Source organism: Neobacillus sp. S1115 (assembly GCF_055385565.1).
Map to the genome: position 1 here is coordinate 1,755,634 of NZ_AP038275.1, position 19,473 is coordinate 1,775,106.

At 40.1% G+C, this 19,473-nt stretch carries 18 protein-coding genes; 14 read left to right on the forward strand and 4 right to left on the reverse strand.

Annotated features, from left to right (window positions below; all coding sequences use genetic code 11):
• The first annotated feature begins 79 nt into the window (after positions 1–79).
• A complete protein-coding gene (locus tag ACZ5B7_RS08625; protein WP_464493448.1) occupies positions 80–1,006 on the forward strand; it encodes an aldo/keto reductase in 927 nt (308 codons plus the stop codon).
• A 737-nt stretch (positions 1,007–1,743) separates the two neighbouring features.
• Here ACZ5B7_RS08625 and ACZ5B7_RS08630 read toward each other — a convergent pair.
• Positions 1,744–2,913: a pyridoxal-phosphate-dependent aminotransferase family protein gene (locus tag ACZ5B7_RS08630; RefSeq protein WP_464493449.1), complete on the reverse strand. Its 1,170-nt coding sequence runs from the start codon at positions 2,911–2,913 to the stop codon at positions 1,744–1,746.
• A gap of 154 nt (positions 2,914–3,067) precedes the next feature.
• On the opposite strand from ACZ5B7_RS08630, the gene ACZ5B7_RS08635 reads away from it, so the two are divergent.
• The 3 genes from ACZ5B7_RS08635 to ACZ5B7_RS08645 all read left to right on the forward strand — a co-directional run bounded on the left by ACZ5B7_RS08635 (position 3,068) and on the right by ACZ5B7_RS08645 (position 7,177).
• Complete coding sequence (locus ACZ5B7_RS08635) at positions 3,068–3,946, forward strand: GNAT family N-acetyltransferase (protein ID WP_464493450.1); 879 nt, start codon at positions 3,068–3,070, stop codon at positions 3,944–3,946.
• Positions 3,947–4,045: 99 nt separating this feature from the next.
• Positions 4,046–5,212: a tryptophan synthase subunit beta gene (gene trpB / locus ACZ5B7_RS08640; RefSeq protein ID WP_464494460.1), complete on the forward strand. Its 1,167-nt coding sequence runs from the start codon at positions 4,046–4,048 to the stop codon at positions 5,210–5,212.
• A gap of 324 nt (positions 5,213–5,536) precedes the next feature.
• Positions 5,537–7,177: a long-chain-fatty-acid--CoA ligase gene (locus ACZ5B7_RS08645; RefSeq protein WP_464493451.1), complete on the forward strand. Its 1,641-nt coding sequence runs from the start codon at positions 5,537–5,539 to the stop codon at positions 7,175–7,177.
• Between the two features lie 95 nt (positions 7,178–7,272).
• Here the strand turns inward: ACZ5B7_RS08645 and ACZ5B7_RS08650 are convergent, their stop codons facing one another.
• On the reverse strand, positions 7,273–8,076 hold the full coding sequence (locus ACZ5B7_RS08650) for an alpha/beta fold hydrolase (protein WP_464493452.1): 804 nt from the start codon (positions 8,074–8,076) through the stop codon (positions 7,273–7,275).
• A 487-nt stretch (positions 8,077–8,563) separates the two neighbouring features.
• Here ACZ5B7_RS08650 and ACZ5B7_RS08655 point away from each other — a divergent pair, with 487 nt between their 5' ends.
• The 6 genes from ACZ5B7_RS08655 (at position 8,564) to ACZ5B7_RS08680 (ending at position 13,874) form a co-directional block, all read left to right on the forward strand.
• Complete coding sequence (locus ACZ5B7_RS08655) at positions 8,564–10,198, forward strand: long-chain-fatty-acid--CoA ligase (RefSeq protein WP_464493453.1); 1,635 nt, start codon at positions 8,564–8,566, stop codon at positions 10,196–10,198.
• A 23-nt stretch (positions 10,199–10,221) separates the two neighbouring features.
• A complete protein-coding gene (locus tag ACZ5B7_RS08660) occupies positions 10,222–11,001 on the forward strand; it encodes an SDR family oxidoreductase (RefSeq protein WP_213116569.1) in 780 nt (259 codons plus the stop codon).
• Between the two features lie 135 nt (positions 11,002–11,136).
• A complete protein-coding gene (locus tag ACZ5B7_RS08665) occupies positions 11,137–11,595 on the forward strand; it encodes a hypothetical protein (RefSeq protein WP_464493454.1) in 459 nt (152 codons plus the stop codon).
• A 3-nt stretch (positions 11,596–11,598) separates the two neighbouring features.
• Positions 11,599–12,204, forward strand: coding sequence for a hypothetical protein (locus ACZ5B7_RS08670; RefSeq protein WP_464493455.1), 606 nt, complete (start codon positions 11,599–11,601; stop codon positions 12,202–12,204).
• A gap of 14 nt (positions 12,205–12,218) precedes the next feature.
• On the forward strand, positions 12,219–12,782 hold the full coding sequence (locus ACZ5B7_RS08675; RefSeq protein WP_464493456.1) for a polyhydroxyalkanoate biosynthesis repressor PhaR: 564 nt from the start codon (positions 12,219–12,221) through the stop codon (positions 12,780–12,782).
• A 24-nt stretch (positions 12,783–12,806) separates the two neighbouring features.
• Entirely contained in the window at positions 12,807–13,874 is a 1,068-nt protein-coding gene (locus ACZ5B7_RS08680; protein ID WP_213140963.1) for an alpha/beta fold hydrolase, read from the forward strand.
• A gap of 84 nt (positions 13,875–13,958) precedes the next feature.
• Here the strand turns inward: ACZ5B7_RS08680 and ACZ5B7_RS08685 are convergent, their stop codons facing one another.
• The gene (locus ACZ5B7_RS08685; RefSeq protein WP_464493457.1) at positions 13,959–14,738 is read right to left on the reverse strand and encodes an alpha/beta fold hydrolase; all 780 of its coding nucleotides are present in this window, start codon (positions 14,736–14,738) and stop codon (positions 13,959–13,961) included.
• A 212-nt stretch (positions 14,739–14,950) separates the two neighbouring features.
• On the opposite strand from ACZ5B7_RS08685, the gene ACZ5B7_RS08690 reads away from it, so the two are divergent.
• The 4 genes from ACZ5B7_RS08690 (at position 14,951) to ACZ5B7_RS08705 (ending at position 18,442) form a co-directional block, all read left to right on the forward strand.
• Positions 14,951–15,499, forward strand: a complete 549-nt coding sequence (locus ACZ5B7_RS08690) for a hypothetical protein (RefSeq protein WP_464493458.1) — start codon at positions 14,951–14,953, stop codon at positions 15,497–15,499.
• 165 nt (positions 15,500–15,664) lie between these two features.
• Positions 15,665–16,807: a sensor histidine kinase gene (locus tag ACZ5B7_RS08695; RefSeq protein ID WP_464493459.1), complete on the forward strand. Its 1,143-nt coding sequence runs from the start codon at positions 15,665–15,667 to the stop codon at positions 16,805–16,807.
• Positions 16,800–17,399 carry a response regulator gene (locus tag ACZ5B7_RS08700; RefSeq protein WP_464493460.1) on the forward strand — a complete coding sequence of 200 codons (600 nt, stop codon included), beginning with the start codon at positions 16,800–16,802 and terminating at the stop codon, positions 17,397–17,399. The genes ACZ5B7_RS08695 and ACZ5B7_RS08700 overlap by 8 nt, the downstream gene beginning before the upstream one ends.
• A gap of 164 nt (positions 17,400–17,563) precedes the next feature.
• Positions 17,564–18,442, forward strand: coding sequence for a processed acidic surface protein (locus ACZ5B7_RS08705; RefSeq protein ID WP_464493461.1), 879 nt, complete (start codon positions 17,564–17,566; stop codon positions 18,440–18,442).
• Positions 18,443–18,502: 60 nt separating this feature from the next.
• Here the strand turns inward: ACZ5B7_RS08705 and ACZ5B7_RS08710 are convergent, their stop codons facing one another.
• The gene (locus ACZ5B7_RS08710; protein ID WP_213141317.1) at positions 18,503–19,351 is read right to left on the reverse strand and encodes an alpha/beta fold hydrolase; all 849 of its coding nucleotides are present in this window, start codon (positions 19,349–19,351) and stop codon (positions 18,503–18,505) included.
• Between the last annotated feature and the right edge of the window lie 122 nt (positions 19,352–19,473).

Below are 19,473 nucleotides of genomic sequence, written 5' to 3' on the forward strand. Positions count from 1 at the left end.
CTTCATTAAAGCCATTGTTTTTTTACAATGGCTTTTTTAATATGTAAGAAGGAAAAGACAATGAAAGAAGGAATTGAGTGTGAAATATATAAACATTGCCAATACCGATTTAAAAGCTTCTAACATGATTATGGGCAATATGCGGTTAACCTCGTTATCGGTGCCAGAGGCAGAAAAGTTAATCCGTACGGCTTTGGAAGAAGGGATCAATTTCTTTGACCATGCCGATATTTACGGAAGAGGTAAATGCGAAGAAATATTTTCTGACGCCATTCAAATAAATTCGCAAATTCGTGAAAACATGATTTTGCAGAGCAAATGCGGGATCCGTTTGCCGGAAGGCTTTTTTGATTTTTCAAAGGATCATATCCTGAATTCTGTTGAAGGTATCTTAACACGTTTAAAAACGGACTATCTTGATATTCTCCTTCTGCACCGCCCTGACCCGCTAATGGAGCCTGAGGAAGTCGCTGAAGCTTTTCAACAGCTTCATACAAGCGGAAAGGTAAAATATTTTGGTGTGTCGAACCACAATCCGTCCCAAATTGAACTGCTGCAAAAATACATACCATTTAAACTGGTGATCAACCAGCTCCAGTTTAGCATCGCCCATACTCCGATGATTGACTCGGGAATTTCCTTAAATATGAAAATTGATCAGGCTATTAATCGTGATAGCAGCATTTTAGAATACTGCCGTTTGAACGATTTAACCATTCAAGCATGGTCCCCATTTCAGCACGGCTTTTTTGAAGGTTCATTCCTTGGGGATTTGGAACGTTTTCCTGAATTGAACAAAACTATTGACGGAATTGCTGAAAAATACGGTGTCACCAACACTGCGATTGCGGTTGCATGGATTACCCGCCATCCGGCCAACATCCAGGTCGTACTCGGAACAACCAATCCAGGTCGAATGCACGATGCCTGCATGGGATCTGAAATCAAATTAACTAGAGAAGAATGGTATCAAATTTATAAAGCAGCAGGGAATATTGTGCCTTAATTTATTAGAATAAATCCAACCTTTTAAATGCCTTTCAAAGTTATATTATTAAGCGGAAATAAGCTAAGCTAAAAAGACCTGCCCTTACTTTGGGACAGGTCAGATTGTCGAGAAAGGGTATTTTTCTCGGCAATTTTTTGTCTATGCTAACGGGCCTGTTGATTTCCGCTCCGGGCACTCGCTTTCCGCGGGGAGGTCCTGGAGCCTCCTCGGCGCTGAAAGCGCCTGCGGGGTCTCCAGTGACCTCTATATCCCGCAGGAGTCGAGTGCCCTCCGCTCCAATCAACAGGGAGGCAAATCAACCTAATGTATTGCAACACACTTTTTCCAACCAGACTAAGTAAGCCGCTAGAATTTGTCCTAATTGAGGCCTTATGAGGCACACTTTCCTCGAGATTCCATTGATTTTGTCCTTCATCGACATAATGAGGGACACTTTCCTCGTAGATTCCATCAGTTTTGTCCTTAATCGGTCTTCTAGCAAGAAAATAATTGCATCAACATTGTGAGTTGAAGTTTTTATTGAATACACCTGTTGATTGGCGCGGAAGGCACGAAGACTCCTGCGGGAGTACGGGGCTGGGGAGACCCCGCAGGCGCTTTAGCGCCGAGGAGGCTCCCCGGCACGCCCGCGGAAAGCGAAGTGCCGGGAGCGCCAATCAACAGCCTTGTTGAATGGTTATCGAATTTTTTTCGACAGCCTGACCTGCCCTTACTTTGGGACAGGTCTTTCTCCATTACATTTTCAATGGCGTCAGGGACTGCTGGAAAATTACAGCTGCCTTTTCCGGATTTACTGAAAAGCCCATTTCCTTCATCGTTTCCCCGATTAACACAATTGCTTTCTCAAGCATTTCATTTGTGGTGTTGCCCATATGGCCGATTCGGAACGCCTTACCTGCTAAATGCGCAAGAGCACCGGCGACAATGACACCTTTTTCGGCAAGGGCAGCGCGGAAGGCGGCATCGTTCAAGCCTTCTGGGTACAGAATACAGCTAAGAGTAGCGGCAGCGACATCCTCATCGGCGATTGCCTTCATGCCATATTCGGCGAGAGCGGACCGGACGGCTCGTCCGTAAGCTCTGTGACGTTTATAGCGATTTTCCATCCCTTCGGCAAGCACCAATTTCATTCCCTCGTCATAGGCGTAAATGAGGTTTACCGGCGGTGTTGCAAAGTATTTGCCAGGATCATTCATAATTGGGATCCAATTATGGATGTCACAATAGTAGGCTGGTACACGCCCGATTTTTTCCCGTGCGGCCAATGCCGATTGGTTAAAGGCGACAACTGCCAGTCCTGGGGGTACACCGATTGCTTTCTGAGATCCTGTTAACACAACATCGATTTTATAATCCGGATGGCCGTATGCCTTGCTCATATCTTCTTCCATCGCCGCAGTGGCGCAGACACCATCGAGAATAACCAATGCCCCGTGTTTTTTTATAAGGGGCACAAGTGCATCCAAGTTTGCGGCGACACCTGTTGAAGTATCGGCATGGGTAATGGTAACGGCTTTGTAATTCCCGGCAGTTAATTTTTCCTCTACTTCCTTTGTCTGAACCTGACTTCCCCATTCTGACTGAATGACGTCAACCTCAATTCCAAATGCTCTTCCTAAATGGATAAAGCGGTCACCAAAGTAGCCTTGACTGATGACAAGTATTTTCTCTCCTGCAGCCACTGTATTTACAAGGGCCATTTCCATCGCAAGGGTACCTGACCCTGAAACAACAAACACTTCCCCGTCTGTTTTAAACATCTCTCTTGTTTTTTCAATAGCACTCTTAAATATTTTCACAAATCTTGGGTCAGTATGACCCCGGGTTTCCTGTGCCAGCGCATCATAAATGGAATCCACGACAGGTGTCGGACCGGGGATAAGCAGCATCTCTTCGTTACGCATTTTTCGTTCCTCCTAAATAGACTTTTTGGATGAAAAATAAACCAACATTTACCTCTTCTATATCATTTTCGAAAATCCTTTAATATTTTTAAGGATTCATCTATTATATGAAATGGTATAATATGGTTTGGTTTCCAGGAAGGATGATGTCCGTATGAAAGATTTGGTATTCGCAAAGGGCTATCAAGAAAACGAACTCTTAAGAAAAAGCTTTAATGAATTAGCTTCCTCCATCTTTGGCATTGACTTCGAAGTTTGGTATCAGCACGGTTTCTGGACAGAAAAATATATACCATATTCGTATATTGAAAATGGTAGAGTCGTAGCAAATGTATCAGTAAATCTTGTGGATTTAATCATTGATAACGAAAAAAAACAGTCTGTCCAAATCGGTACGGTTATGACGCATCCTGATTATCGAAATCAAGGTTTGTCCAAAAAACTGATGAATCAGGTTTTGGAAGATTACAAGGATATAGATTTAATGTATTTATTTGCTAATCAATCTGTGCTAGATTTTTACCCAAAGTTTGGTTTTAAAGAATATGAAGAACTCCAATTTTCACTGGATCGTTCGTTCGAGGCAAAAAACGAAACCGGCATACGAAAATTAAATGGGAGAAACGTTGAAGATTTAGCATTTATTTATAGATTGGCAGCTGATCGGCTATCAGGGTCAGCTGCCTTTGGGACACACGGAACAGAGGAGCTGCTAATGTTTTATTGTTTGATAGTCTTTAACCAAGAGCTCTACTATGCCCAGGATGAGCAGGCTGTAGTCATTATGCAGCATGAAGAGGATACCCTTCACCTTTATGATGTTATTAGTAAGGAGAAAGTAGAATTAATAACTATCTTAAGTAAACTTGTTAATAAGAATACTACAAAAGTTGTTTTTCACTTCCAGCCTGAGGATGACGGGCTGCCGCTTAAGACTAAGGTGGATAAATCCAGTAATGTTTTATTTATCAAAAATCTAACAGGTGTTTCATTGCCAAATGGGTTTAAACATCCGCTTACCTCACAGGCCTAAAGCTATTATTGGCAGAATACTAAAATAGTGCTAATATTTTAATATTCAGTTAATGTTTTGCTTATAAATTGTTTTTGAAGGAGACGAGTAGAGATGAGTATGGAAAATTTGAGCGTAGCAAGCAAAGGGTATTTTGGTGAATTCGGAGGCAGTTTTGTTCCAGAGGATTTACAAGGAGTTCTAAACGAATTGGAACAGCAATTTTTAAAATACAAGGATGACCCCGAATTCATTGAAGAATATAAATATTATCTTAGGGAGTACATTGGAAGAGAAAATCCATTAACATTTGCCGAAAATTTAACAAAGCAAATTGGTGGGGCGAAAGTCTATTTGAAGCGGGAAGATTTAAATCATACCGGGGCTCATAAAATTAATAACGCGATTGGGCAGATTTTGCTGGCTAAACGGATGGGAGCGAAGCGGATTATCGCAGAAACGGGCGCTGGTCAGCATGGTGTTGCGACCGCAACCGCCTGTGCAATGTTTGGCATGGAATGTATCATCTATATGGGAAAATTGGACACAGGGCGGCAAGCGTTAAATGTTTTCCGTATGGAATTATTGGGGGCAAAGGTGATCCCAGTAACCAAAGGCCAGGGGCGTTTAAAGGATGCTGTAGATGAGGCATTAGGGGACCTTGTTCAAAACTATCAAAATACCTTTTATTTGCTTGGTTCAGCAGTTGGTCCGCATCCATATCCAACCATGGTGAAGCATTTCCAAGCGATTATCAGTGAAGAATCGAAGAGCCAGGTTCTTGAAAAAGAAGGAAAGCTCCCAACAGCCGTGATTGCCTGTGCAGGTGGAGGCAGCAATGCCATCGGTGCATTTGCCCACTATATAGATGAAAAAAATGTCCGGTTAATCGGTGTTGAACCAGCAGAGGCGCCGACCTTAACGGAAGGGGTTCCGGCAGTTATCCACGGATTTAAATGCTTGACGCTAATCGATGAAAAAGGGGAGCCAAAGCCAACCTATTCCATTGCGGCAGGTCTGGACTATCCAGGTGTAGGCCCAGAACACAGCTATTTAAAAGAGAGCGGCAGGGCGGAGTATGTTACAGCAACCGGTCAGGAAGCGTTAGAAGCGTTTCAACTTTTGAGTAAAACAGAAGGCATTATTCCAGCGCTTGAAAGTTCTCATGCGGTTGCCCATGCAGTGAAGCTGGCCAAAGAATTATCATCGGACGATGTGTTAATTGTAAATCTTTCAGGACGCGGGGATAAAGACGTTGAGCAGGTTTTCCAGATGTTAAAACAATAATGTAAATGAAGGATGATCCTTTTAACGGGTCGTCCTTTTTTTGTCAAAAGTTATACACAAAAAATTGTTAAAGTTTTGTGAAATACTTCTGATAAATTGCCGAATTTCGACATCTTTCTGTCGTTGACAGCTCCAGAGATAGATAATTAAGGGAGTTTAGTCAATAAATAACAGGGTACATGCCGAAATGTGTCGAGATTATCGCGTTTACAATTTTTCCAAACCTATCAATAATTTAAATTGAATTATATTCCAATAAGTATTTTTTAAGAAAATTGGCTGTTGGAGTATGACCATTCATTAAATTTTTGAGGAGGATGTGTAATGGTGTATCAGCAAAAGCCTTGGTTGAAATGGTATGATCCTAGAGTGGAAGAGCATGTGAGTGTAAAGCACGAGTCTCTTTATGATTTTTTAGAAAGTGCCGTAAATCGTTTTAGCGAAAAACCAGCATTCACTTTTTATGGGGAAGTTTATAGCTTCAAGGAAACAAAATGGATGGTCGACAGACTCGCGTCTGCATTACATAAAGAAGGCTTTAAAAAGGGCGACCGAGCCGCAATTATGCTTCCTAATTGCCCTCACTATATATTCAGCTTATTTGCAGTTTTTCGTTTAGGCGGGATTGTTGTCCAAATGAATCCAATGTATGTCGAAAGGGAAATCGAATACGTTTTGGAGGACTCGGGTGCTAAATATATGATTGTGCTGGACTCATTCTATCCTAGGGTTAAAAAGGTCCAGCCGAGCACATCTCTAAAAAGGGTCGTAGCAGTGAACTTAACCGGTAACCGAGGCGAGCTCGGCGAAGGAGATTATTATTTTGAAGCAGCACTTCAAGATGATGTCAATCTTCCTGAAGTGGAAATAGACCCGCATGAGGATGTCGCAGTCCTGCAATATACTGGTGGAACAACTGGTGTGCCAAAAGGCGTTATGCTGACCCACTACAATCTTTTAGCGAATTTCAATCAGGTCTGCGATTTTATTTATAATACCTGTGATGATGTCCCAGACTCTTTTAAAATGATTACCGTCCTGCCTATGTTTCACGTCTATGGACTGTCGAGTGTAGCTCTTTGCGGAATTCGCGAAGGCGCTAACCAGATTATCCTGCCTCGCTTTGATTTAAAAGAGGTTATAGAAACCATTAAGCGGGAAAAGCCATTTATCTTTGCTGGAGTTCCAACCATGTATTTTGCATTGAATAGTTTGCCTGAAGCATTAAAGGATTGCGGTTTTGCAGATGTATATTATGCAGGCAGCGGCGGGGCGCCGTTACCAGTGGAGCAGGCGAAAGCATTTGAAAACATTACAGGTTCAACCCTCCGCGATGGCTACGGGCTTTCTGAAGCATCTCCAACGATTGCATTCAATCCGCCGTTTTTGCCAAGAAAGTATGGAAGTATTGGCATACCGGTACCAAGTACAGTGGTTAGAATTGTCCGGGAGATTGAAGACGGAGAATATGTGGATGTCCCTGTTGGTGAATCAGGAGAATTAATTGTTAAAGGGCCTCAGGTCATGAAAGGATATTGGAACCGTCCGAAAGATACGGAAGATGTAATCAAGGATGGCTGGCTGTTCACTGGTGACATTGCAAAAATGGATGAAGATGGCTATCTTTATATTCTTGACCGGAAGAAGGACATGATTATTGCCAGCGGTTACAATGTATATCCGCGCGAGGTGGAAGAAGTCCTCTATAAGCTGGTGGGTGTAGAAGAGGCGATCGTAATCGGTGTTCCTGATAGCTATCGTGGGGAAACGGTGAAGGCGTTTATTAAACTAAAAAATGGCTGTGGAATTTCTGTAGAAGAGATTATTGCGTTTGCAAAAGCCAACCTGGCACCTTATAAGGCTCCTAAAGAGGTAGAAATACTAGTGGAATTGCCAAAATCATCAGTTGGAAAGCTGCTTAGAAGAGTTTTGCGGGATGAAGAGATTGCAAAAGTGAAGGCTTAATATATTTATATTCCATTCGCATGTAGGAATAAAGTTTAATAGTTTTAGCTGCACAGAAAAATGCCCAGTCGTGATCGATTGGGCATTTTTCTGGATTATTGTTTTTTTAGAAATTCCAGTGCTTTTTGATTAACTAGCTCAGTGGCTTCGGTAACATAGATATGCCCTGCGCCTTTAATTGTTAGGAATTCGGCATTTTCGATATTCTCTGCCAGGGTAACGCCATTTTCATATGGGACTAAACGATCTTCATCGCCGTGAATAACTAGAGTTGGTACTTTAAGTTGTTGCAGTTCACTGTAAGTGTCGTGGGCAAGGCATGCTTGGAGCTGAAGCATGTATGCGTATGGAAGAATCGGCCTTTCGATTCTTACTTTAATATCCTCTGCTACGAGATTGCGCTGATTTTCAATAAATGATTGGCTATATAGGATGGGGGCAGTGGCCCATGCCATTTCCTCAGGAGTCGCAGTGGACGAAGCCCTGGACAGCATAAGCATAGAGACATCCGCCCCTGGCTGAACATGATTTGTACCGCCGGAAGTGGTACACCCAAGGATAAGGGATTTAATCCGTTCTGGATATTTTATTGCCAGCCTTTGGGCAATCATTCCGCCCATGGAAATACCATAAACATGTGCAACATTAACTCCTGCAGCATCGAGGACTGCCCGTGCATCTTCTGCCATCAATTCAATAGAATACGGGGTATTGGGCTTATCGCTTAAGCCTACACCACGATTATCAAAAATAATTACTTTATAGTGTTCCGATAGAGCTGGCAAAGTTCTATACCATGACCTGGAATCAAGGGATAACCCCATAATCAATAAAAGCGGCTCCCCTTCACCATGAACCTCATAATAAAGATCAATTCCATTTGCATTCGTAATCGGCACGCAAGCACAACTCCTTTAATCATAATATTAAAATATATGACCATAGCCATAAGGACATGTCTAAAAATCACAAATTCATGGACTGATTGCGTGCACCTAAACTGTCCACGGAACAAGGACAAATGTCTTTTTGTGGTGCCTGACACCTTTTTGTTATTCATCTCAAAATGAAAGCGTTTTCCCAAGATAGTGTCAATCAGTTGGCTTCGGCGGGGGGATAGATTGGGTGGGAAGTGAATGGGGAAAAATTCCAACAATATTCGACAAAGAACTATTTTGGGTAAAAGGGATTTTATTTAAAAAAACCCATGGATTAAATATGGAATGAATTTAATAAATGGTACCTTAAGGATATTTGGTGGTATTTGTGGAATTTTGTCGATAAGCATTGGTTTACAAATCTAAACTTTGCTTCAATAATTAAAATTATATTAATATTCTAACAATCTTTGTTTTACTTTAAAATCAAGAGGAGGCATAGTTTTTTATGGTTTATCAGCAAAAGCCGTGGCTTAAAGTTTATGATTCAAGGTTGGATGAGCATCTTCAGATTGAGTATAATTCTCTTTACCACTTTCTGGAGAAATCGGTAAATCGTTTTAATACGAAACCGGCAATGACGTTTTTGGGGAATGTAACCAGCTTCAATGATACCAAAACGATTGTTGACCAATTTGCTTCAGCCTTACATAGAGCAGGATTTGTTAAAGGCAGTCGTTTAGCCATAATGCTGCCAAATTCACCTCATTACATATTTACTTTATTCGGGACTTTTCGCCTTGGAGGGATCAATGTCCAAGTTAATCCCATGTATGTTGAAAGAGAAATAGAGCATGTTTTAAATGACTCCGGTTCAGAGTTCATGGTGGTCCTCGATGCGCTTTACCCAAAAGTGAAAAAGGTCCAGTCAAATACTTCGTTAAAAAAGGTGATTGTTGTTAATTTTGGCGGTGCCAAAATTGATCTTGCAGATGGTGATGTTTATTTCGATGAATTCCTTGATAAGGAAGCTAGTCTTCCAGAGGTAGACATTGACCGTGATGAAGATGTCGCTGTGCTTCAATATACCGGTGGAACAACCGGTCTCTCCAAAGGGGTAATGCTTACCCATACGAATCTTTTAGCCAATTTAACACAGGTTTGTGATTTTGCTTATAAAACATGTGATGACAAACCAGAAGATTTTAAAATCATAACTGTATTGCCGATGTTCCATGTCTATGGATTATCAAGTGTTGCACTTTGTGGAATCAGAGAAGGTGCCAACCAAATTATCCTGCCGCGCTTCGATCCAAAGGAAGTAATGGAGATTGTCAAACGTGAAAAACCATTCCAATTCTCAGGTGTTCCAACCATGTTCTTTGCATTAAACAGCCAAGAGGGACTAGAGGATGCTGGTTTTGATTCACTATACTACGTGAACTGCGGTGGTGCTCCACTTCCAATAGAAGCGGCCAAAGTGTTTGAAAAGAGGACAGGGAAACAACTGCGTGATGGATACGGTTTATCTGAAGCAGCACCAACAGTCATTTTTAGCCCTCCATTTGTGCCAAGAAAGCACGGAAGTATAGGCATTCCAGTTCAAAGTACAATTGCCAGAATCGTTCACGAAACAGAAGATGGCTTTGTCGATGCACCGGTTGGTGAGGCTGGGGAGATCATCGTCAAAGGGCCGCAGGTTATGAAAGGATACTGGAATCGTCCTGAAGATACGGATGCAGTAATAAAGGATGGCTGGCTGTTTACTGGCGATATGGCAAAAATGGATGAAGATGGATACTTTTATATTGTTGACCGCAAGAAAGATATGATTATTGCAAGCGGCTTCAATGTTTATCCAACCGAAATTGAAGGGGTTCTCTATCAGCTGGAAGAAATCGAAGAAGTGGTGGTAGTGGGCGTTCCAGACCCTTACCGCGGCGAAACCGTAAAGGCTTATGTAAAGCTAAAAGCGGGTTATTCTATTAGCGAAGAAGAAATCAAACAGTTTGGAAAGGAAAACCTAGCACCATATAAGGCGCCAAAAGATGTAGAAATCCTTCCGGAGCTGCCAAAATCTTCAGTTGGGAAACTGCTAAGAAGAGTATTAAGAGACCAAGAAAAACAAAAAGTAAAAGCCTAATAGTCAACTAGGAGGAATTTAAGATGAGTTTACAAGATTTATTCAGTTTACAAGGAAAAACGGCGATTGTTACAGGCGGTGGCAGAGGCTTAGGACAGCAAATTGCCACTGTGTATGCAGAAGCAGGTGCTAATGTTGTTGTTTGTTCAAGAGATGTTGAAGCATGTCAGCAATTAAGCGATGCACTTAAGGAAAAAGGTGTTCGCTCACTTGCATTTAAATGTGATGTATCAAATCCTGAAGATATCCAGCATGTTGTGGATGAAACGCTAAAAGAATTTGGCTCAATTGATATCTTGGTTAATAACAGCGGCACAAGCTGGGGAGCCCCTGCGCTTGAAATGCCAGCAGATAAATGGGATAAGGTAATGGATATCAACCTGAAAGCAGTGTTTTTATTTTCTCAGGCTGTTGGAAAAATTATGGTCGAGCAGCGTTCCGGAAAAATCATTAATATTGCTTCGATTGCCGGTATGGGCGGTCAGAAACCTGAAGTCATGGATGCCATTGGTTATTCTGTCAGCAAGGGTGCCGTCATTACATTAACGAAAGATTTAGCAGTAAAATTGGCACCGCATAATGTCCATGTGAATGCCATTGCACCAGGGTTTTTCCCAACAAAAATGACCAAAGCCATTTTGGGCTATTCTGGTGAAAGTATTCTTGATCGTACACCTGCAGGACGTTTCGGTTCCGATGAAGATATGAAAGGGCCGGCGCTATTTTTAGCATCATCAGCATCAGACTATGTATTCGGTCATGTACTGGTGGTTGATGGTGGAACGACTGCAAGTGTAGAATAAGTCCGCAAGCACTTTTTAAAATTTTTCTGAATTTTTAAGAGATAGCCTTGTAGGGTTCCAGTAAATATGTTTAGATTGATATATTAGTACATATGTTAAGAAGAACATACTAACCGGTTAGTAAGAGGGAATCAAATGGAAACCACGCACCAGGACGAAGTTGCTTTTTCCAGAGAACTCGAAGCGAATATAAATAAAAGAATCCATGAACTCACTAATAGCCGGGGCTTTACCCTAGCATGGGGGAGGGCAATGGATGCCCATTTGGCTCGGTTAAAAATTCACAGAAAATTAACAACTAGATGGTTAAAACGATTAGACCTTCCCAATAAAGATGAAGTAGCAGAGCTTTCAATTAGATTGGTAGATTGTGTGGAGAAAATAGACCTGCTCGACGATACAATCTATAGTTTTAAAAAAAGGCAGCAAATAAATTTAACTCATTTAAAAATGGTACGACAATCATGGGAAGAACTGCTGGTTGTTTTGCGGACGGAAGAAAAAGAATTAAAAGCAGGTAATCTTACATCGCTTGAAAAGGAATTAATACAACTAAAGCGATTATTTCAAATAGAATTCGAAATGGAGGAATAACCAATGACTGAGAAAAATGAAAAAGAGTTAGAGGTTGAGGTTAATGTTGAAAATCAATTGTCAAGCCTTGAGCTGATTTGGAAGATTGGCTTTGATGAATTAGATGCATGGGCTAATCGTTTTAATAAGCGCGATGAGCTATTCTTGTCAGCGGTTAAGAACTATGTAGAAAGCGTTAAGCGCAATCAGGACAATCTAAAAGTGGTCACTGAGCAATTTGACCGAGAAGTCAAGGATTGGGAAAAAGCTGCGCGTGAAGAATTACTTGTGACAACCACGACTTTGCAGCATTTCTTCCCTGTCAAATCTTATGAGGAAATCAATAAAGTTGTGGATGACATTCAACAAAAAACGGCAGCTCTATTGTTAACTCCGGTAAAGGCGTTAACCGGCGGTCAGGCACTAGACAAGTATCTGGATGTCGTCGAGCAATATCTGGCTTTCAGGAAAAAAGCACGTGAAAAATATATTGATAGTGTAAAGAAAACTACTAATGTACTATATGAAAATCAAAAAATATTTGTTGATTTATTCTCAAAACAATTAAAAGCAGCCATTTTTCCTTTTCAAAAATTCATGAAAAACGCGGTTGAATCAACAAAATCATAACGAGGTGAATGTTAATGTCAGAGAAAAAATATGATCCGTATGAATCCTTTCATAAGTTAAGTCTTTTGTGGGAAAAGCAAATCAATGATTTTATCTACCTGTGGACAAATAACAATGAGTTTGTCAAAATGTCCAATTTCGGAACTGAAGTGCAAACCCGTTATCTGGAGCAATTGAAAAAAAATCAAGAAGCCTTGGCAAGTGTCCTAAATTTACCGACGAAGAGCGACGTTACAAATGTGGCAAACTTAACGATTCAAGCAGAAGAGAAAATGGAGGCTCTTGAAGAGCAAATTTGGGATTTACAAGATTCTGTAAAATCACAGAGTAAAGAGATTGAAAGTGTCGTAGAAGTCTCCAAGGAAATCATTAAACTGACAAAACAGCTAAAACAAGATCTGGTTAAGTCAAAAAAAGAACTGTCCGATACAAAGAGCCTGCACGCCGAACTTCAGGAAATGAAATTTGAACTATTGAAGTTAAGTAACTTTAAAGAAGAACTTGACGCTATTAAGGGTCTGATTGAAAAGGAAAAAACGGAGCAACCTGTGTTTTCTAGTGCAGGATCATCTAAATAATTTTAAAGGGAGGGAAACATTACCGTGGCTGTAGAGACACCTTTTAGGAATTTGATTCCGGAATTGAATTATGAGAAAGAAACGGCTCGTTGGAAGAATGTTGTTAAAGCATTAACTGGACCTGCGCCGAAAATGGGGCACTCGCCAAGAAACGAAGTATGGCGGAAAAATAAATCGGTATTATGGCATTATCCAGCTAAACAAAAAAAATATGAAATTCCATTATTTTTTGTTTACTCCTTGTTTAATAAGCCATATATTTTAGATGTTGCTCCCAAGACCAGCGTGATCGAGGGTCTCACAAATTTAGGCTATGAGGTGTATTTGTTAGATTGGGGTGCACCAGGCTACGAGGACAAAAAAATTGGTCTCGATACTTATATCGACAAGTATTTAAGAACTGCGGTCAAGCGTGCAATCCGCCATTCCGGAGCGGATGAAATTACCGTTGTCGGCTATTGCCTGGGCGGAACGATTGCTTCCATTTATGCGTCAATTGCTGATGAGCCGATTAAAAATTTAATCGTTGCAACTGTGCCAATTGATTTCCAACCGGCTATTGGTCCGGATAAATGGACAGAAGGCATTAGAAACGGTGATATTAACATAGACAGCTTTATAGATGTTTATGGCAACATCCCGCCTAAAATGGTCGAAGGCATGTTCAGGGCAATGCAAGCACCTGTTTATTTTACTAACTACACAATGCTGCTTTCAAGGGCACATGACCAGCGTTATGTTGATAAATGGCAGCGGATGAACAAATGGACAGTTGATCAGGTTCCATTTGCAGGAGAAGCCTACCGTCAATTATCCAATGACCTTTTTAAAGAAAATAAACTGGTAAAGGGTGAGTTGGTCATTGGCAATAAAAAGGCGGACTTAAAAAATATTAAAGCCAACCTATATGTTATTTCTGGTTCTAGAGACCATTTGATCTTGGAAGATCAAAGTAAACCAATCATGGACCTAGTTTCCAGCGAGGATAAAACGTATGTGGTTGTTGAAACGGGGCATGTAGGCCTGGCGCTTTCTGGATTATTTGGCAAAATTGTAGATCAATGGGCATCCAGCCGTTCCAATCCCCTATAATAAACAAGTAGGAATAAAGTAAAGTACAAGGACATATATAGTAAATAGTGTTGCATAAAAGAGGAAGGAATAACTTCCTTCCCCTTAACTTGCAGCCTGGTGTTTATTCAAAAAATTGCGAAGCACTTCATTAAACGCGTCTTTTGCCTCAAGTTTAGCAACATGGCCGGTATTTCTAAAAACGACAAACTCGGAGTGGCGGATTTGTTTATGCATTAAATATTGAATCCAGACAGGTGTTACGGAATCATATTGTCCGCCAATAATAAGGGTCGGCACCTCGATTTTTGGAAGGAGTGTTAAATTATTGACCTTAAGACACGCTTCCATGGCTTTAAAATAAAATTCCTTGTTCGGACGGTAAAATTCGTAAAATTGCTCAAAATTCTCATCCGACCAAGTATACAGGCAAACCTTTGCTGCAGTTTCTCTTGTAATGTCTGGAGACTTATTTTCTGCCCGTGCCTTTCTATAGGCTAAAAATAATTTCCCGAAATTTTTCGGGGCATAATGGAACGTGCTGACCAGCATTAAGGAACGGCACACTTCTGGTGCCTGACGGTAAATCTCTTGTGCAACCATACCTCCCATGGATAAACCGCAAATGTGGGCGCTTTCAAAGCCTAGCCCTTTAATAAGACTTATACAATCGGCTGCGAAGTTTTTTATTGAAATCTCACCGGGCTTTTGATATTCACCGTGTCCTCGTAAATCAGGAATAATTAAGTCATATTGATCTGCTAATTCAAACTGATGTAACCAACCTTCTTTTACCTCCCCAAGTCCATGAATAAAAACTAAAGGCTCACCGGCACCGAGTCGTAAATAAGGAATTTCGTGGGTGACTTTAAAAAAATTACGCAAATTGCATTCCTCCCTGTGATTTTTAATAACCTTTGTTTCCTTCATTTCTATAATATATACATTTACAATATTCTGATTATTTTATTATATAATCGGTGTTGACAAAATATAACACATAGGTGTAAATTACATATATAGACTAGCAATGAAATTACATAAAGAAAATGCCAGCTTTAAGCGACTGGACTAATAATGAAAAAGGAGGAAGAAATATGAGCACAACAAAGAAAAATGGCCAAGCTGAAGAATCTCTTCAGACCAACCAATTAGTTGACACACTTTGGAATCAATATGAACAATCCTTAGACCGTGCCAGAAAGATTCGTGAAAGCAGGGAAGATGCTTACTTAAATGCAGTTAAAGAGGTAGTAAAGTTTAATCAAGAATTCAGATTTTCGCTTGGAAATCTATACCGTACTTTTAGAAACACCAATAGTGAATTAGTCAAGGGTGTTTCCAACGGACTTGTAAAAGAAGAAGCCAAAAAAGTTGTTCGCCCAGAATTAAAAGAACAAATTGAAGAAGTAAATGGCAGGATTGAACAATTGGTGGCTGCTCCGATCGCTGCGGGACTTGATTTGGTTGCTCGCACCGAAAATAGTTTTATTGAGAATAGTGAAAAATATGTTGAGTACTCAAGAGCGCGCAGAGGCAGCTGGCAGCAAGTTACAGATGGTTATGTAAAAGTAGCAAGAAAAAGCCATCAACAAGTGGTTAACCGCCTTGAAGAAAGTGTAAAAGTATTTGTAAATGCAAAATAATGATGTTAAATACGGCTGTCCATTTGGATAGCCGTGTTTTTATTTTTTATTCATGGGCTTTAAAGCTGTTTTGTTTTCATAAAATAAAGAGTATAAAGAGGAAAATTTAATCGTTTTCGGCTATGATAGAAAGTAAAGGATTTCAGGAAAAAAAGAGGTTCAGCTATGCTAAAGAGTTTACTGACATTCCAAAAAGCGAACGGGATTGCACCGTATATTTGGACTGTTCTTTGTATTTTGCCATTTTATTTTATATTTCAGGCTCCAACAACACTGCAAATCGTTGTTGGGATTGCGCTGACATTGGCGTTCTTTATTTTCTATCGGATTGCCTTTATTTCCAAAGGCTGGCTTGTATATGTTTGGACAATGATTTTGATTGCGATTTCCATAACGGCAACCAGCCTTTTCAGCTATGTATATTTCGCTTTTTTTCTTGCTTACTATCTAGGAAATATCAAGGATCGGGTTGCTTTCTTTACATTGTACTTTATCCATTTGCTAAGTACTTCCGCTTCCATCAATTACAGCATTGTCATCCATGAAAAATTGTTTTTGCAGCAACTCCCATTTGTCATCATTATTTGGATTAGCGTCATTCTTCTTCCATTTAGTATTCATAACCGCAAGGAGAGAGGGCAGCTTGAAGAAAAACTCGAGGATGCCAACAAACGGATTTCTGAACTGATTAAACTCGAGGAGAGGGAACGGATTGCCCGCGACCTTCATGATACACTGGGGCAAAAACTTTCTATGATTGGGCTAAAGTCTGATTTAGCAAGAAAATTAATCTCGAAGGACCCCGATCAAGCCCGAAACGAACTAAAAGATGTTCAAGCTACGGCCCGAACTGCATTAAGTGAAGTAAGAAAAATGGTTTCCTCCATGCGGGGAATTCGTTTAAAGGATGAAATTCAGCGTATTAAACAAATGCTTGCAGCGGCTCAAATCAATCTGGAATGCAGAGGAGAATTTATTTTAACAAATGTCACGCCATTTACTGAGAATATTTTAAGCATGTGCTTAAAAGAAGCGATTAATAATGTTGTGAAACACAGCGGGGCTAGCAGTTGTTTAATCTCTATTGATCAAACGCTGAAAGAAGTCGTGATGACGATACATGATAATGGTTCATTTAAAACTGCCAAGGGGAAAATTTCTGATGGCCATGGTTTAAGAGGGATGCAGGAAAGGCTGGAATTTATCAACGGCAGTTTAGAGCTATTGACAAGCAATGGTACTGCAATAATTATTAAAGTCCCAGTAGACTTAAAACCTCGCCAGGATAGGAGAGTTGGAAATGATTAGGATTGTCATCGCCGAAGATCAACAAATGCTTCTCGGAGCTTTTGGGTCATTACTTAATTTGGAAGAGGACATGGAGGTAGTCGGGAAGGCCACCAACGGAGAAGATGCTGTTACTCTTGTCAAGAATCTAAGTCCTGATATTTGTATAATGGATATTGAGATGCCCGGCAAAAGTGGACTTGAGGCCGCAGAGGAAATTAAGTGTCTAAGCTGCAAGGTGATCATTTTGACAACCTTTGCTCGATCAGGGTATTTTCAGCGGGCTTTAAAGGCAGGGGTAAGCGGATATCTTTTAAAGGATAGCCCAAGTGAAGAATTGGCAAGTTCCATCCGAAGTGTTGTGGCAGGAAGACGAATTTATGCGCCAGAATTAATGGATGATGTGTACGCCGAAGAAAATCCATTAACAGACCGGGAACGTGAGGTATTAGAACTGGTAGCAGACGGCAAAAACACAAAAGAAATAGCGGAAGAGCTTAGTATCAAAACAGGGACGGTCCGGAATTACATCTCCATTATTCTCGATAAACTGGAGGTGAAAAACCGGATTGAAGCCATAACCCAATCAAAGGAAAAAGGCTGGTTTAAATAGGTTTTCCAGCTTGCTTGTTTTTATTAATCGAAACGGGTGCGGATATGAGGCATCTTTTTTTTTACAATTTTTAATTTAACCAAATCAGCCAATAATTTTCATTTCTTAACTTTTTTACAAAGGGAACATTAATATTGAACAATGTTCTGAGGAGGGAAATAAATTTGAATTTAAAGAGGATCATTAGCTTTTCCTTCATCCTGTTCATGTTTTTGTTTAGTGTTCCTTTTGTATCTGCAGCGCCATCAGATTCAGAACTAAACCAGTATTTGCAGGAAATTGGTTGGACGAAGCAAGAACTTCAGGATTACCTTGACTTTTATGAAATTCCCATGGATGAATTTGCTTCAATTGATGAACTTCGTGAGTTCCTTGGAACACCTATCAATGAACAAAATTTGCAGGAACTATTAACGAAGTATCATCTGTCCCAGAAAGAAATGGATGATTTGTTGAATCATTTTGGTGATTCTCTGGGGGAGTATAAGTTCATAGAGGATTTGGATTCTGCATTAGACTTTTATGTCAATCACGATGAGTATATGGCTGATATAGAAAGTGAATTAAACGAAATTGGGATTACTGAAGAAGAGTCTGAGAAGTTTTTTAATTATCTTGGGCAGGTAGAAGAGAAAAACAAATATCAGCTGGACCAAATGGATTTGTACGACTCCCTTTTGGAAAAATTTGTAGGTCTTGATGATACCACCGACCTTACCGAAGAACAGCTGGATGAATTGGTGCAAATACTCACTGAAACCATTGACACTTATGAAATCAAGGTTCAATTTAAAGTCAACAATCAGAATATCTCCTTAAAAGAACTGCTAAAAATGAAGGAAGCACCTGATAATTTGTATATCGGTATATCCAGTATTGCAGGTGAACCATTAATTGACTTTACAATTCCAGGGTCATATTTCCAAACTGGAGAAACAATTGACCAAGGAGAACAAATGATTCATTTGGGGGAAATCTCCAATGAGTTTATTGATCATCTTCATGATGAAAAATACCAAAATGCAGATAACCGATATAAATAAGGAATTACCCGCCAGTATCGCAAACCTGGCGGGTTTATTTGCATAATGTTCATAAGTATTTCAGCTGGATGCATTTGTTTGGAATTTGCCAATGTAGTTTTTTATATATTCGAATACTTCCATGGGACGTTCCTCTGGCAGAGCATGGCCGGTTTCTTTTAAGATAATCAATTCCGAGTTTGCTAGGTCCTTGTTCAATTTCTCTCCAATTTTTAAAGGCACTGATTTGTCCTGGTCACCCCAGATTAATAAGCAAGGTGTTTTGATTTGTTTTAAAATTTCCGGTGGAAGATCGCCTTCGCGGTCGCGAATCATCCGTGTTAAGGCAACAAATATTTCATCCTGTAAAAAGGGCTGCAGATAGCCATTTATCATCTCTTCATTAATAATGGAATGGTTATAAAGGGCCTCCTGAAGGTTTTTCTCTACCCCGGTTCTGGCAAACCAATACTTTACGAAGCGATGAAAGTAAGGCAGGTAGCTGGTAAGAATGAGCGGAAGTTTCGCGCGTTTTAAATAGGCTGAGCTGCAGAGTAAAATAGCCTTGTCGGCAAGCTCCTGTTTTAGGTGAAGAATATTTAAGACAATTTGTCCACCCATAGAATGGCCGATAAAAGTCATTTTTTTTAAGCCCAGTGATTCGATAAGCTGTATGACGGTATCGGCTAAATTTTTATAGGAGTAGATATATCGGCTGCATTTTGCACTTTTCCCAAAAGGGGGAAGATCAATAGATAACACCTGATACTCATTCTTTAATAACGAAATTAAATGACGATAGGTGAAGGTGGAAGAAAGAAAACCGTGCAATAAAACGAAGGTCCTTTCTGCGTTTGGATTAGGATAAAATTCATAATAAACATTAATGTTATTTAGCGGCTTATACCCTGCTACAACATTCTGCTCCATCATCCTTCCTCCCAATTAACAAAAATAGATGAAATTAATATTCCCCCTTTTATTAATCCATACAACAATAAATTTAAATAACTCCTTTTTTAATTCCTAAATTTTTTAAAATTTCCAAAATA